This is a genomic window from Rhodanobacter glycinis, from assembly GCF_900114325.1.
GTDB classification, from domain to species: Bacteria; Pseudomonadota; Gammaproteobacteria; order Xanthomonadales; family Rhodanobacteraceae; genus Rhodanobacter_A; species Rhodanobacter_A glycinis.
Genome location: NZ_FOSR01000002.1, coordinates 356,056 through 371,529, shown reverse-complemented (window position 1 = coordinate 371,529; position 15,474 = coordinate 356,056). Strand labels below are relative to the sequence as shown.

Below are 15,474 nucleotides of genomic sequence, written 5' to 3'. Positions count from 1 at the left end.
GGCGACGCCGCGTGGGGTAGAGATAACGGGGATAGAGTCAGCCAAACTGCATGGCTTTCTCCAGCCTGCTCCTGTTGGCGGCGCCAAGCTTTTGCAACCCCAGTGCGTGCGCCATTGCGTAAAGAACATCTTCTCCGAGTTTGCCGGTGGCCCTCATTTCTCGAGCCAGTGCGCCGAGTTCTTGAATGCAGATTTCGTCGACCGAGCGAGCAGGGTCGTCGTCGATGGGACGACGAAAAGCGAGTGCGGCGCCGGGACTTTGGTCGCCAGGCCAGAAAAAGGTTCCGACGTCTTCGCTTGAACTCGGATGCGCCTGATTCGCGATGTGGATGACGCGATCGCGGATACGTCCGCCCGTACGAAGCCAGCCATGTGTCCTGGCGATGCGGCGAGCGAGGACGATATCAAGAATGGGGCCTTCATGGTTGATGACGTGAGTAATCATCCGGGTCAACGAGGGCGTATAAGCATCGGCGAAGAACCTGTCGGGCTCCACGAGGTTCACGGCTTCGCTCGGATCGGCTTCGGAATACGCGCTGTCTGCTTGCGTTGCAAGAGCGTCCGGTTCGCCGGGAAGGGATTTCGCATACGCAGCCTCAATGATATGTGACGTGGATGCGACGGTTTCGGACAAATCTGGATTGGGCTTGGCCTCAGAGCCGTTGGCCATCGAGGCCGCATTACGCTCGGCGGCTTCAGCGGTTAGTCGCGAAGCTTCCTCGCGTGCCTCCTGTTCGGCTTTGATGCGTGCGGTCTCCGTGGTGCGATGTACGCGGGTCACGTCGAGAAGATCTTGCAGGCGCTTGTCGATGTGCTCGACAACGTTAGCCGGATCGATCCACCAGTCGGTGGACCATATGCGCAGAATCTCCCAGCCTAGCCCACGCAGAACCTGCTCGCGCAGCTTGTCGCGGTCACGTGCTGTGGCGCTGCGGTGATAGGTGGCGCCGTCACACTCGATGCCGGCCAGATAGCGTCCCGGTGCATCTGGGTCGACCACGCCCAGATCGATGCGGAACTGCGAGACACCGATCTGGGTGTGCAGGCGCCAGCCGCGTTTCGCCAGTGCGTCGGCGACGGCTTGTTCGAAGGGGCTGTCGTAGCCGCCCCGGCTCCCGGGCGTGGCTTCGGCCAGAGCGCGGGGGCCACGCGCCGCGAATTCGAGGAAGTGCTTGAGGTCGCGTACGCCCGCTGCGCTGGTTCGGGCGAGGTCCATTTGTTCGGCGCGCAGGCTCGCGAAGACGCGAAGTTCCTGGCGAGCCCGCGTGATCGCGACGTTCAGTCGGCGCTCGCCGCCTTGGCGGTTCAGTGGTCCGAAGTTCATCGAAAGCAGGTCGGCGCGGTCCGGGCCGTAGGTGATCGAGAAATACATGATGTCGCGCTCGTCACCCTGGACGCTTTCGAGATTCTTCACGAAGAGGGGTTCGAGTGCGGCTTCCTCGAAATAGGACTCGAGCGAAGGATCCTGTCGGCGCGCCTCGTCGAGAAGATCCTCGATCAGGCGCTGCTGCTCGGCATTGAATGTGACGACGCCGATGGTCAACCGGCTTTCCCTGAAATCCCGTGAGCGCAGGTGTGTGACGATATCGGCGACGAGTGCCTTGGCCTCGATGGGGTTCGTGCGTGAGGCGCCTTTCTCGTAGACGCCAGGCACGGAGTGCAGGCTGACGGCCTGGTCGTTGGTGACCGGGGACGGAAACGTGACCAGTTTGCTTTCATAGTACCGCTGATTGGAGAACGCAATCAGGCTTTCATGGCGGCTGCGATAGTGCCAATTGAGATTGCGGGTGGGCAGGTTGGCGCCGATGCATTCGTCGAGGATGCTTTCGAGATCGTCTTCGACGTCCTCGTCGTCGCTTTCGGCTCCGGCTCCCGCGCGGTCGAAAAATGATGTTGGCGGCAGTTGCTTGGGATCGCCGACCATGACGACCTGTTTGCCTCGTGCGATTGCGCCGATGGCATCCCAAACGGGAATCTGCGACGCCTCGTCGAACACGACCAGGTCGAACGCGCTCGCATCCGGTGGCAGGTACTGTGCAATCGACAACGGACTCATCAATAGGCAGGGCGTGAGCTTGGTCAGCACGGTGGGCGCACGCGACATCAACTCTCGCAGCGGCAGATGGCGGGATTTTTTGCTGATTTCATGGCGCAGGGTTCCCCATTCTGATGCGCGGTCGACGCTTTCCTGGTCGGGCAGGTCGGCACACAGACGTGCGCGCAACCAGTCTCGGGTCAGGGTCGTGAATCGATCATCGAGTTCACGGAAGTCCCGGATGCGTTTCTCGTGCTCTGCGCTGACGAAATCCCGGATGGCCGGCTCGTTGTCCACCGCCGCATTGAGCCACCAGCGGCAATAGTTGGTCTCAAAACTGCGACGTACGTTACCCGAACCCACGGCGCCACTCTCCATCCCTGAGACAAGCGGAGCGAGACCGAGACTGATTGCATCACTGCAGGTGCGGCGCCACGCGGCCCAGGCGCGAAGACGCGGTTCGGATTGGACGATACCCTCGCATAGCGCGAGCACGCCATCGAGTGGGAGCGTACTCAGCTGGGCCTGACCACTCTCGGTGAAACAGGCGACAGTAGTCAGATCGGAGAGGGTTTGCGGCAACCGCTCCGTTGCAGTCAGCAGGGCGTGTGCTTCGGCGGCGATGGGGCCGCTCGCTTCCAGTAGACTGTTGGCGTCGCCGAGAAGGTGATCGAGTGTCGTTTTGACCAGGCCAAGGCGTTCCGGTGTCGCTGCGAGGCCGGCGATGGACGCGGTGATCTGCGCATGGAAGTCCAGCGCGTTCGCCACATCCTCGGCATGGGTGTGTCGTCCGTTCCAGATGCCACCCGTCATGCTGCGGAGATCATCGAGTTCGTCCAAGGACTTTTCGATCCGCGAGCGCTCGTTCAATAGCTTCCAGTCGGTGGCCATGGCGTCGCCGGCTTCGCCACGCGCGATCGCTTCGTGAGTCCCGTCGAGGTGACCTTCCTCACGCAATCGACGCAGCTCGCGCTGAAATGCCAGTGCGGCACGAAGCGTGTCCGCGGGTGTTGAAAACCCCGACCACAGCGATGCCGTGGCAGCCTGCAGGCCGGCAAGCTTGCCCACCTTCCTTTCCAGAAGGCGCAGCGCACGCATACGGGCCAGTTCCGCGCGCAGAGGCTGGCCGCAGCTGCCGTCGGCGATGGTTTCGAAGCCGCGATCTTCCCAGGTCTTCTGTTGCCGAGCGTTGGCTAGCGCGGACTGGAAGCGCAAGGCACAACGGATATGCTGGGGCTTGCTGTCCAAGGCCTTCCAGACGTCTGTGGACGCGGCCCCCGGATCGAGCGCGATGATCTTGGAGCGCAAATCGCGAATGTCGGCCCAAGTTGACAGGTCTCTGGCGACATCGGGTTTGCTCTTGCCGATGGTTGTTGCGGACAGGCGAGCTGTGACGCGGTGCCTGAGATGCCAAGATACGGGCCAGATCGACTGCTCGGCACGGGACCATTCCTGCTGCAAGGCGGCAATGTCGATGTGCTCGATATCGGTGGCATAACCCATCGACAGGTTTTTCGTGGCCTGGTCGAGCCGGGTGATCAGTGCCAATCCCTTGTTCAGGCCGGCCGTGGTGGACGCGGGCCACGGCTCGGCTAGTTGATCGAACAACTGGCGATGTTTCTCAATGCACTGCAGTCCGGATTCGCACGCGTCGATGACCTCGCCCGTCCATGGCGCAGACAGCCGCGAACTCATGTCAAAATGCAGGTTTATCAGTTCGAGACCTTCTTGCAGGCGTTGCGCAATCACGCGGGCATCCGGGCGCAGCGCAAAACGCCAGTCGCGGCCGGCTGCGGTCGGCAAGCATCGGGCAAGTTGCTCCAGCGCTTGCACGGCCCGCCGATCCGATAGTGGTAAAGATAGTCCAGTTGCCTGCGCGAACTGATCGACGCAGTGTTGCATGGCGCGCACGGCAGGCAGGGCTTTTCGTGCGGCGTCGACGGTGCGCTGCTGCCAGCTCGGCGACCACTCCACTTGTCCGATAGTGGCCAGGGCATGTGTCGTGAGCGACTCGTATCCGACGGATTGCGCATTCACCTCCAGCCGGTCGGACACGTCGCGCATGGCCGCCATGGTGGTTGCATCGTGTGCGGCAAACGAGGGCCAGGAAAAGCCGAGCCCTTCCAGTTCAGGGTTCGCACTGAGTTGCCCGATGGCATCGTAGATCGACCAGCCGTTGCTGTATCGGCGATGCAAGCTCTGAACGTACCCGTTCAGCGTATGGCGCAATTCAGCCAGATGCTCGGCTTGGGCTTGCCAGGCACCGGCGTCGGCTTTCCCGCGGGCTTCCCATGCGGCGTTCAGCTGGGCGAGGACGTCAGTTTTTCGGGCTTTGCTCGAATGTAGCTCGAGGCAGAATTCGCCGAGTTTCACTTCGCGTAGACGGCGATAGACGACATCGAGCGCCGCGATTTTTTCGGAAACGAACAGTACGCGTTTTCCCTCGGCAACGGACTGCGCGATGAGATTGGCGATGGTCTGGCTCTTGCCTGTTCCCGGCGGCCCGATCAGGACGAAATTCTTGCCGCGTGCAGCAGCCATGATCGCCGACAGCTGCGACGAATCAGCAGCCAGTGGGCAGAACACCTGGCTTGGGCTGAAGTCGCTGTCGAGGCGGATGGTGTCCGGGAAGGGGATGTTCGAGTCAAAGTGGTCGCGTGGCGTGTCGAGCAAATGGCGTACGACCGAGTTCTCTCGCAACTGATCGGTGCGTTCCGCTAGATCCTTCCACATCAGATATTTTGCGAAGGAGAATGTGGACAGCACGACTTCTCGGCTGACCTCCCAACCTTTGATGTCCTTGATCGCGTGTTCGACGCTCTGCCATATCCGGTCGACGTCGAGCCCGGCATCGTCCCGGGGCAGCTCGCCTTCCGCGACACCCAGCCCGAGACGGAAATCCTGGCGAAGCATTTCGATCAGCGTGGGATTGAAGCGTGGCTCGTCGTCATGGAGTGCGAAGGTGAAGCCCGAGCGCGCGTTATGTCGCTGCAATGTCACGGGAAGCAGGATCAGGGGCGCGCGGTAACGTCGTTCATCGCGATCGTCGCGGGTCCATGACAGAAAGCCCAATGCGACATACAAGGTGTTTGCGCCACCTTCCTGCAGCGAGGTGCGCGCGGTGCGATAGAGGTCGATCAGGCGTGTTTCGAGATCCTGTTGGGAGAGGCCGACGAAGATTTCGCGCCGCCTCAGTGCATCAAGCGCGTGCTGGCGTTGCACGTTTTCGCGTTCACGTTCCTCGTATAGCGCCTGATTGCGGGGATCGGCGCCCGTCATGAGATCGGGGCGCGGCAGCAGCTTCAGTGTTTCGTTGGTGGCGAGCAGGTCTTCGAGCGCACCGGGGTCCGGCACGTCGAGACGAAGTGCGCGCTTGCCCTCCTTGAAGTTGAGCAGGTTGTTGCGCAGCGAAAGGTCCAGCAGCTTGCGCTGCCAGCGCGCGAGGCGATCCCTAGGATCGAGTGCTGCCGGTTCGACACTGGTGGCCGCCGTGAACTCGCCGGGCAGGTCGGGAGCCTCTTCGATGCCCAGTTCGACATCGGGTGGGACGGCAGGCGCGCTCTGTGCCTGGCGTGGCGTTGCTTCGGTACTCGCCAACGGCTTGATGCGCTGCATGCGCGCACGGCGGACATCGACCGCAAGCTCGAAGGTTTCGTCGTGGCTCTCGGCAATCTGTTGGTTGGCGCGTTCGGCAGCGTAGGAGAAAGCTGGAACAGGATGTTGGGCGATCAAGGTCGTCTCGAACAGCACCAGTTCCTTGAGTCGCACCCGCTTGCGCAGTGCGGTCACGTCGTCGATGACGGTTGTCGAGAATTGTTCGTCTTTGAGCCAAACGCCAGCGAACGCATGGCCGCGTGTGAATACCAGCAGCGGATTGAGTCCCGCCTGTTCCAGGGCAGAGCAGAACAGCAAGGAGGAGTCCAGGCAGGTGGCGAGGCCGGATTCGGCGATCTGCCCGGGGCCTCGCACCTTCTGCCCGGAGTGCTCGAAGCTGGCTGGCGGCAGGGCGTAATCCAGCTTCATCGATGCGACGGCGCTCCAGATGGCGGAAGTCAGCTCCCAGACCCGTCGCGCACCGCCTGCATAACCATCCAGCGCCGAATTCTTGCCGCTCTTGCGCAGTACGTCAGCGGCCTGTTTGAGCAAGCGCTCAACAGCAGGTTCGTTGGGCTGGACGAAGGCGGCGACCAAGTCGGGCAGGCTCGACAGGCCTCCCCACTGGTTTCGCGGCAACAGCTCCAGCTTCACGTCGGATTTCGCCATCGCGGAAGTTTCTGCATCAGTAGTGCGGAGCACAAAGGAAACTGTCGCGGTCTCGGCTTCGGTCAGGCGGCTGAGCAGGCTGCCATCCAGTGCGATATCCGGGAGAGGTACCCGATAGCGACTGTGCGTGCCGATTTCATCGATTCGCCAGGTTTTGGGCTGGAAGAAGGTCGGCTCGGAGGTGACGGCGAGTTCGAGGTCACTTATCCGGGCATCGGTGTCGTTGACGATGGTCAAACTTGCGATCACCGGGACCGCGTTCTGAAACGCGGCCAGATTGAGCTTGGTGACAAGAGTTGCTTCGATGCGAAGCGGTTCCTCTTGGCGCACCCCGCTTTCTTGCTGCTGCTCCTGCGTCATCCTTGCCCCCTCCTGGCTTCGATTCACGCGCTTCGGATGCATCGTGCAGCCAGGTCGCGAAACCCATGGCGTGGTGCACGAGTAATCAGCAGATATTAAGGCAAGTGCCATGCCATGTATGGAATTTCATGGCTGAGGAAAAGCAGGACACGAGCATGCGGAAGACCCGTGTCTTCCCGCATGCGAGCCGATATCTCGTGCCTCCAGGTCGTTGAATGCAAAGGCTTTTGATGGGGCCGTGCAAACACATGTGGCGAGCCTCGGTTTTTCCGCTTTTGTTGCCGCCGCTCCGTCAAGAGGCTCAGCCGCCATGTGTTGAACGTGCGACCACACTCGACCAAGAAATATCGGGCGATGCTATTTCACTCGCGACTCAGCGTCGCCGTGAGCCGCGCAGGCTGTTGATCGAGAAACTGGCCATCTCGCCGCCGCCCGGGATGCGGCGCGATTGTCCCGGCGGCGGACCCCAGGCGTGGGCGGTGACGACTTCCCAGGTGGCGGGAATACGGCCGTCCACGCGCATGGTTTCGTAGGCTTCGAGCATGGCGCGGTAACGTGATTTACCGGCGAGGCCGCGTGCGCGCGAGGCATCGGCGTTGGTGGCGCCGAGGCCCTGCAACTCCTCCAGCAATTTGCGCGGCTCGCTGTAGGTCAGGGTGAAGCGGTCGACGTCCAGCACCGGATCGCGCAGGCCGGCGTTGATCATGGCATCGCCGATGTCGTGCATGTCCAGGAAACGGCTGACATGCGGTTGGCCATCGGCAGCGGCCCAGGCGGCACGCAGTTCCTTCAGCGTGTCGGGGCCGAAGGTGGAGAACGTCAACATGCCGCCGGTCTTGAGCACACGCACGCACTCGCCAAACAGCGCGGGCAGGTCGTCGATCCACTGGAAGCACAGGTTGGAATGCAGCACGTCCACGCTGTGGTCGGGCAGCGGCAGCGCGGTGGCGTCGGCACAGATGCGTTGAAACGGTTTCAGCCAGGCGCTGTGGCGCTTCGCTTCGCGCAGCATCGGCAGGGCGGCGTCCAGTGCGATCACTTGCGCTTTCGGCCAGCGCTTCTTCAGCAGCGCGGTGCCACGGCCGGGGCCGGCGCCGACATCGACCACGCGCGCCGGCTCTTCCAGATAGAAGCCCAGCCGGTCGAGCAGCAGTGTTTGTACTTCACGCTGCAGCGCGTCGTGTTTTTCGTAGCTGCGCGCGGCCGCGCCGAAATGGCGACGGACCTGGCGGTGGTCGACGTGGAAATCATTCATGGCGTGGGGTTTGCTCTGAAGCGGGCCAGCAGCGGCTGCAACGCCGCGGCAACGGCATCGGCATGGCCGAAGAAGGGGGCGTGGCCGGCGTGCGCAACCTCGCTGAATCCGCCGTTGGCGGCGTCGGCCGACCATTGCATGGACAGCGGATGCACCAGCCGGTCGCGGCGGCCGGCAATCCACTGGTTCGGCACGCTCAGTTGCGGCAGGCGTTCGCGCAGGTCGGTGTTTTCCAGCAGGCGAATGCCCTCCTGCAGCACGCGCAGTTTCGGCTCGCCGCGCGCGAAGGCGTCCGCGCGCAGGCGCCGCAGTTCGGCGCGCGGGTCGGGGCTGCCCATGGCCTCCAGCGCCATGAAGCGTTCCAGTGTGGCGTGGTAATCGGTTTCCAGATCCTGCGCGAGCTGGCGCACCATTGCCGGCGCATTGCCGTGCGGCCAGCTGTCGTCGCGCACGAACTTTGGCGTGGCACACAGCATGGCCAGCCCGCGCACGTGCTGCGGTTGTTCCAGCGCGGCGACCAAGGCCACGAGGCCGCCCAGCGACCAGCCCAGCCACACGGCCGGCGGCGTGGCTGCGGCCACCGCTTGCATGATGGTGGCGGGTTCCAGTGGCAGGTCGCAGTCACGCGAATAGCCGTGGCCGGGCAGGTCGACCACATACAAGGTGCAGTCGTCTGCCAGTGCCTCGATCAGCGGCGCGAACAGTCCGCCGTGCATCGCCCAGCCGTGCAACAGCACCAGCGGCATGGGGCCGCGGCCGTGGGTTTCGATGTGCAGCGTCATGCGTCTTTTTCCTTCTCCCCGTCGGGGAGAAGGTGGCCCGAAGGGTCGGATGAGGGGCGGGTGCTTGCGGAGATGTTTAATGGAACAGACTTTGTAGCCAAGTCATCGCCAGATTGGCCCCTCACTCCAGCCCTCTCCCCGGCGGGGAGAGGGAGTTGGTGTCTGGCAGGGAGAGGGAGCAGATCCGGCCCCACCGCACCGCGGTTATCGAACACGAAGCAGCCGCCTTCCCAATGTGCACCGCCGGTTTCCTCGAAATACTTGAGCACGCCGCCGTCGAGCTGGAACACGTTTTCGATGCCGGCATCGCGCATGTGCAGCGCGGCCTTTTCGCAGCGAATGCCGCCGGTGCAGTACGACACCACGGTCTTGCCTTCGTAGCGGGCACGGTCGGCGGCAATGGCCGCGGGCAGGGCAGTGAACTGCGGCAGGCGATAATCCACGGCTTGCGGGAATTTGCCGACGTCCGTTTCGTAGTCGTTGCGCGTGTCCAGCAACAGCAGTTCGCGACCGTCGTCATCGTGGCCCTGGTCGAGCCAGCGTTTCAGCGTGGCGGCATCCACTGCCGGCGCGCGTCCGGCTTCGGGGCGGATCGCGGGGGCGCGCAAGGTGATGATTTCCTTCTTCAGGCGCACGCGAAGACGGCCAAACGGCGCGGTGTCCGAGGGCGATTCCTTCGTCTCGATATCCGCGAAGCGCGGATCTTCGCGCAGCCATGCCATGAATGCGTCCAACGCGTCGCGCGACCCGGCCAGGAACAGGTTGATGCCCTCCGGTGCCAGCAATACGGTGCCTTTCAGTGCCAGTGCCTCGCAGCGTTCGAACACGCGCTCGCGCAGGGCCGGGAGGTCGTCCAGGCCGACGAATTTGTATGCGCAGAGATTGACGATCGACATGCGGGGAAATCGCGGAGGCAAGCGGCTGATTATACGTGGCGGGGGGCGATGGCCGGGATTCAGCCGGCGCCGGGCATCCGGCGCAACTCGTTCAGGGCCTGCAGCAGGTGGTCGATATCGGCTTCTTCGTGCGCGGCCGACAGCGTGATGCGCAGCCGCGCCTGGCCTTTCGGCACGGTGGGCGGACGGATCGCACCGACCAGGAAACCGCGTTGCTCCAGTGCCTGCGCGGTATCCAGCGCAACTTGCGCATCGCCCAGTTGCAGCGGCTGGATCGCGCTGGGCGAAGGCATCAGCGCCAGGCCGAGTTCGGCGGCACCAGCGCGGAAACGGGCGATCAACGCAGCGAGTTTTTCGCGGCGCCAGCTTTCTTCGCGCGCGGCGGTGACTGCGGCCAGCGCAGCAGCGGCCAGCGCGGGTGGCATGGCCGTGGTGTAGATGTACGGACGAGCGAATTGCAGCAGGCCGTCGATCAGCGCGGCCGAACCGGCGACGAAAGCACCGCTGCAGCCCAGCGCCTTGCCCAGTGTGGCCATCAGTACCGGCACCTCACGCTGGCCAAGCCCGGCGGCGCGAATGCTGCCGGCGCCGTCATCGCCGAGCACGCCCAGACCGTGGGCATCGTCCACCATCAAGGTGGCGCCTTCGCGCGTGCACACGGCGGCCAGTTCGCGCAGTGGCGCCACGTCGCCATCCATGCTGAACACGCCATCGGTGGCAAGCAGGGCGGCGCTGTCCGGACGGCTCTGCAACTGGCGCGAGGCGCCGGCCACGTCGGCGTGCGGATAGCGTTTCAGTTCGGCACCGGCCAGTTGCGCGCCATCGATCAGGCAGGCGTGGTTGAGCTTGTCCTGCACGCAGGTGTCCCCACGTTGCAGCAGTGCCTGCAGCGTGCCGAGGTTGGCCATGTAGCCGGTGGAGAACAGCAGCGCGTGTTCGCGCCCGGTCCATTCGGCCAGCGCCTCTTCCAGCATCGCGTGCTCGCGCCGATGGCCGCAGATCAGATGCGCCGAGGTGCTGCCCACGCCTTCGTCGTCGGCGGCGCGCTTCAGTGCAGCGATCACCTGCGGATGCTGTGCCAGGCCCAGGTAGTCGTTGCTGCAGAAGCCGAGCAGGCGGCGTCCGCCGGTTTCCAGCCACGGACCGTCGCCGTGCTCGACCACGCGCAGGCGGCGCAGCAGGCCGGCACGCTCGCGCCGGGCCGTCTCGGCGGCCAGTCGATGAAGAAGCTCGGATCTGGGCATGGGGCGGTTATCCGTGCGGCGGATGCTGGCGTCATCCCCACTTTCGCACACTGCTGTCCGGAATAATCCTGGGATGTCCTTCGAGAGTGAATACCCGCGCCGTTTGCGCGAGATGCAACAAGGGGGCGACTCCATTTCTGGCAGCGACCACCTCTCCGGCTCGTCATCCCGGCGCAGGCCGGGATCCAGTAGCGATCACGCCTGTCCAAGCCATACGGCTACTGGATTCCGGCCTGCGCCGGAATGACGAGCGAGGGTGCGGTATCGGTACAAGTCATGCGGAACCACAGGGTTCAAAATTATTCCGGACAGCAGTGCACTTCCGCAGGGATGACGCCAGCAGGATCATGCCGCCGCGCCGCAACCGCAGCTGTTGCCGCAACAGGCGGCTTCGTCGGCGCTGGCAGAATCGAGGATGTCCGCGTGCACGGTGCCCGAGGTCTCCACCACGTCCAGCGGATGCAGGTCGAGTCGGCGGAACAGGGCGTGGTCGTGCGCCACGTCGGGATTGCCGGTGGTCAGCAGCTTGTCGCCGGCGAAGATCGAGCCGGCGCCGGCGAAGAAGCACAGCGCCTGCACCGCATCGTCCATCTGCTGGCGGCCGGCGGACAGGCGCACGATCGAGCGCGGCATCAGGATGCGTGCCACCGCGATCGCGCGCACGAATTCGAACGGGTCGAGCTTGTCGGTGTTGGCCAGTGGCGTACCGGGGACCGGCACCAGCTGGTTGATCGGCACCGACTGCGGGTGTTCGGGCAGGTTGGCCAGCGCCTGCAGCAGGCCGGCGCGCTGCTCGCGCGTTTCGCCCATGCCGACGATGCCGCCGCAGCAGGTCTTCAGGCCGGCGTCGCGCACCTGGCCCAGCGTTTCCAGCCGGTCCTGGTACTCGCGGGTGTGGATGATCTCGCCGTAGAACTCCGGCGCGGTGTCGATGTTGTGGTTGTAGTAGTCCAGCCCGGCATCCTTCAGTGCCTGCGCGTGACCGTCGCCAAGCAGGCCCAGCGTGGCGCAGGTTTCCAGGCCCAGCCCCTTCACCGCGCTGACGATGGCGGCGACCTTGGGAATGTCGCGGTCCTTCGGCCCGCGCCACGCCGCGCCCATGCAGAAGCGACTGGCGCCGGCGGCCTTGGCGGCTTTCGCGCGCGCCAGCACGTCGTCGATCTCCATCAGCTTCTGTGCCTGCACGCCGGTGTCATAGCGCGCGGCTTGCGGGCAGTAGGCGCAATCCTCGGGGCAGCCGCCGGTCTTGATCGACAGCAGGGTCGACACCTGCACGGCGTTCGAGTCGTGGTTTTCCTGGTGCACCGTGTGCGCGCGGTACAGCAAGTCATTGAACGGCAGGTCGAACAGCGCGAGCACTTCGTCGCGGGTCCAGTCGTGGCGGGTCGGGGTAGCGGTCACTGTCTATGCTCGCGGGATCAAAGCGAAAGTGTGGAAGTCGTGGCCTCTTCGTGTCAACTTCAACATGCCATTTAAGGTTGACGATGCGTGGACGCATGCGTCCCGCTACCATCGGTGCATCGCGTCGAATGGAGTGATTCGTGCAGGGAATGGCACGCCGCTGGATCGAAGTCCTGCGATACGGCTTGTTGCCACCGCGCTGCCTGCTGTGTGGGGCGCAAGGGCATGACGGCATCGACCTGTGCGCCGATTGTGCCGCCGAGTTGCCGCGCAACCACCATTGTTGCGCCCGCTGCGCGTTGCCGTTGCCCACCTCCGCTGCGCTGTGCGGCCAGTGCCAGCGCCATCCGCCCACCTGGGATGCCGCATGGGCGCCATTTCGTTACGGCTGGCCACTGGATCGGCTGGAATCGCGCTACAAGTTCGGCGCCGCGCTGGCGGCCGGTCGTGCGCTGGGCGCCCTGTGGCAACGCGAGCCGCTGACGGTCGAGCAGCCGGCGCTGATCGTACCGGTGCCACTGCATCGCACCCGCTTGCGCCGGCGCGGCTACAACCAGGCGCTGGAGTTGGCCCGACCGCTGGCGAAGGCGCTCGGTGTGCCGTGTCGCCACGACGTGCTGCGACGCGTTCGCGCCACCGATGCACAAACCGAACTGGATGCCGTCACGCGCCGCCGCAACGTGCGCGCCGCCTTTGCCGTGCGCGAAGGCATCGCCCTGCCATCGCACGTAGCCGTCCTCGACGACGTGATGACCACCGGCGCCACCCTGGCCGAATGTGCCCGCGTGCTCAAGCGTGCCGGCGTGCAACGCGTGGATGTGTGGGCACTGGCGCGTGCGCCTTCGAAGCAGAAGTGAGCGGTGAGAAGTGAGGAGTGAGGAGTGAGAGAAAAGCTGAGCAGAGCCGCACGCTGTTGCCTTCTCTCACTCCTCACTTCTCTCCACTCACTCCTCGCTTCCGCTACTTCATGGCCAACGCCAGCACGATGCCGATCCACACCGCCAGGCCCCACCAGTTGTTGTGGCGGAAGGCAGTCAGGCAGGGGCCGCGTTCGCGTTTGCGGATCAGCCACAGCTGGTAGGCGAACAGGCCGGTGGCGACCAGCAGGGCCAGCCAGTACGGCCAGCCCAGATGTGCGCGCTGGCCGACGAAGACCATCGCCAGCAGCAGGGTGGCCATCAGGATGCCGAGAATCGGCAGGTCGGCGTCGCCGAACAGGATCGCGGTGGATTTGGCGCCGACTTTCAGGTCGTCGTCGCGGTCGACCATCGCGTACTCGGTGTCGTACACCACCGACCACAGGATGTTGGCGATGAACAGCAGCCATCCCAGCGGCGGCACCGTGCCCGTCACGGCGGTGAATGCCATCGGGATCGACCAGCCGAACGCCGCGCCCAGCACCACTTGCGGCAGGTAGGTCCAGCGCTTGGTGAACGGGTAGATTGCCGCCAGCGCCGCGCCGACGAACGACATTTCGACGGTGAGCTTGTTGGTGAACAACACCAGGATGAAAGCGAACATCAGCAACGCGGCGAACACGATCAGCGCCTCGCGCGGCGTCACCCTTCCGCTGGCGATCGGCCGGCCGGCGGTGCGTTCCACCTGCGGGTCCAGCTTGCGGTCGGCAAAGTCGTTGATCGCGCAGCCGGCCGCGCGCATCGCAAACACGCCCAGGGTGAAGATGATCAGCAACTTCCATGGTGGAAAATCGTCAGCCGCCAGCCACAGCGCCCACCACGTCGGCCACAGCAGCAGCAACGCGCCGATCGGGCGATCCATGCGGGTCAGCACCAGATAGTCGTGCGCCTTCTCGCGCTGGCGCAGTGGCAATTTCTGCAGCAGCCAGTCCAGCACGCGACTGGCGCGGGTCGAACTGTCGGCGGGTCCCGCGGGTCTCGCCGCCGGTCGTGGCGCACGCACGTGTGGCCGGGTCTGGGTGGACGATGCAGGTTTGCGCCGCTGGCGCTTGCGCGGAGGAGGAGCCATCGGCGAAGTGTAGCGTGAGCCGATGGCGGAGGCAGTGTGACTTGTCGGGAGAAACGCGTTGTGCCGCACGATCCCGGCTTCGGGTCAGTCCGATGAGCGCATGTGATCATCGAGCGGCTCCACCCGGATTCGCCGACCTCTCTTGACGTCCGGTTCAACTACGCCGCGCCATGATCGGCCTTTGCCTTGATCGGAGCGGCGTATGAAGGCGATCCTCTGCACTCTCACCCTTGTGGCGATGTTTGGTCTGACGGCTTGTCACGCTAACCGGGACAAGCCGGTAGCGTCGGACGGGCCTGCGGCAAGTTCGTCCGCGCCGGCATCGGGCACCGCCAAGGCCATCGAGAAATCGCGCAATGCCATGATGGACAAGAGCATGGATATCCAGAGCGAGCACTGGGCCTCGACGCCGGCGGCGTCATCCACGACGGCTTCATCACCAGCAGTCACGCCCGGAACCACGGCGCCGCCCAAGGCGGCAACGCCGGCAGCCACTCCGCCGGCAGTACCCGGCACCGGGCACTGAAGTCCGTCCCGGGGGGGCGGGCCCTGCCTGCGCGGAAACCTCGGGTCAGGCTCCTTCGGCAACGGCAAGCGGACTTGTCGCGGATGGTCCTTGGCGAGGACGTGGGGCGTTGTCAGTGGAGGACGCGCCAGGCACGCCACGTGAGGGCAATCGATGCCATGCGTCGACCACCGTTTCAAGCTGGATCTGATCCACGCGCTGACATTCCGGCAGGCCGCCGACCACGCTTACTGCTCCACCGCGCCCGCTGCGGGGCGCCCACGTGCGTGGCGACCGGCCGCCGAACAGCACCACCAGCGGACAGCCCAGCGCGGCCGCCAGGTGCGCCGGCCCGGTGTCGACGGACACCATGCTGTGGGCGATGTCGAGCAAGGCCTTGAGGCGACCCAATGGCAGTGCGGCTATTTCGATGGCCGGCGTCGTCGATCCCACGGCCGCCTTGAGCTGGCGCAGATAACCGGCTTCCGCGGGCGACCCGCAGAACAGGATTTGTGCGTGCGGCATGGCCTGCGTCATGGTTTGCGCGAGGGCGGCCCAGCGGTCCGCCGGCCAGGACTTGACGTCGTCATCGGCTGCACGCACCCCGTTCCAGCGCATCGTCCGCTTGTTGGCCGGTTGCAGCAGCACCAGCGGGCGTTGTGTCCAGTGGCACGCCCGCAACCATTCGTCGCGGTCCAGTTGTTCGCCCTGGCTGACATCCGCGGAAGTGGTGTACACGACGGGAGT

Annotated in this window: 10 protein-coding genes; 2 read left to right on the top strand and 8 right to left on the bottom strand. The window is 64.7% G+C overall.

What is annotated here, in order from left to right:
* Positions 1-37 precede the first annotated feature (37 nt).
* The 6 genes from BMY90_RS03780 to bioB form a co-directional block, all read right to left on the bottom strand.
* Positions 38-6,658: a DUF3320 domain-containing protein gene (locus BMY90_RS03780; protein WP_092701714.1), complete on the bottom strand. Its 6,621-nt coding sequence runs from the start codon at positions 6,656-6,658 to the stop codon at positions 38-40.
* Positions 6,659-7,031: 373 nt separating this feature from the next.
* Complete coding sequence (bioC, locus tag BMY90_RS03775; protein ID WP_092701712.1) at positions 7,032-7,913, bottom strand: malonyl-ACP O-methyltransferase BioC; 882 nt, start codon at positions 7,911-7,913, stop codon at positions 7,032-7,034.
* On the bottom strand, positions 7,910-8,695 hold the full coding sequence (bioH, locus tag BMY90_RS03770) for a pimeloyl-ACP methyl ester esterase BioH (RefSeq protein ID WP_092701709.1): 786 nt from the start codon (positions 8,693-8,695) through the stop codon (positions 7,910-7,912). The genes bioC and bioH overlap by 4 nt, the downstream gene beginning before the upstream one ends.
* Entirely contained in the window at positions 8,692-9,591 is a 900-nt protein-coding gene (locus BMY90_RS03765; RefSeq protein ID WP_092701706.1) for a sulfurtransferase, read from the bottom strand. Before BMY90_RS03765 ends, bioH begins: the two co-directional genes overlap by 4 nt.
* A gap of 59 nt (positions 9,592-9,650) precedes the next feature.
* Positions 9,651-10,835, bottom strand: coding sequence for an 8-amino-7-oxononanoate synthase (bioF, locus tag BMY90_RS03760; protein WP_092701703.1), 1,185 nt, complete (start codon positions 10,833-10,835; stop codon positions 9,651-9,653).
* Between the two features lie 345 nt (positions 10,836-11,180).
* Positions 11,181-12,236: a biotin synthase BioB gene (bioB, locus tag BMY90_RS03755; RefSeq protein WP_008216440.1), complete on the bottom strand. Its 1,056-nt coding sequence runs from the start codon at positions 12,234-12,236 to the stop codon at positions 11,181-11,183.
* Positions 12,237-12,385: 149 nt separating this feature from the next.
* On the opposite strand from bioB, the gene BMY90_RS03750 reads away from it, so the two are divergent.
* Complete coding sequence (locus BMY90_RS03750) at positions 12,386-13,093, top strand: ComF family protein (RefSeq protein WP_092701700.1); 708 nt, start codon at positions 12,386-12,388, stop codon at positions 13,091-13,093.
* A gap of 103 nt (positions 13,094-13,196) precedes the next feature.
* On the opposite strand, the gene ubiA is transcribed toward BMY90_RS03750, so the two are convergent.
* Positions 13,197-14,090: a 4-hydroxybenzoate octaprenyltransferase gene (gene ubiA, locus BMY90_RS03745; protein ID WP_092701697.1), complete on the bottom strand. Its 894-nt coding sequence runs from the start codon at positions 14,088-14,090 to the stop codon at positions 13,197-13,199.
* A gap of 334 nt (positions 14,091-14,424) precedes the next feature.
* Between ubiA and BMY90_RS16980 the strand changes: the two genes are divergently transcribed.
* The gene (locus tag BMY90_RS16980) at positions 14,425-14,748 is read left to right on the top strand and encodes a hypothetical protein (RefSeq protein WP_139201677.1); all 324 of its coding nucleotides are present in this window, start codon (positions 14,425-14,427) and stop codon (positions 14,746-14,748) included.
* 45 nt (positions 14,749-14,793) lie between these two features.
* Here BMY90_RS16980 and BMY90_RS03735 read toward each other — a convergent pair whose 3' ends face one another.
* A complete protein-coding gene (locus BMY90_RS03735) occupies positions 14,794-15,465 on the bottom strand; it encodes a glycosyltransferase family 9 protein (RefSeq protein ID WP_245734859.1) in 672 nt (223 codons plus the stop codon).
* Positions 15,466-15,474: the final 9 nt, after the last annotated feature.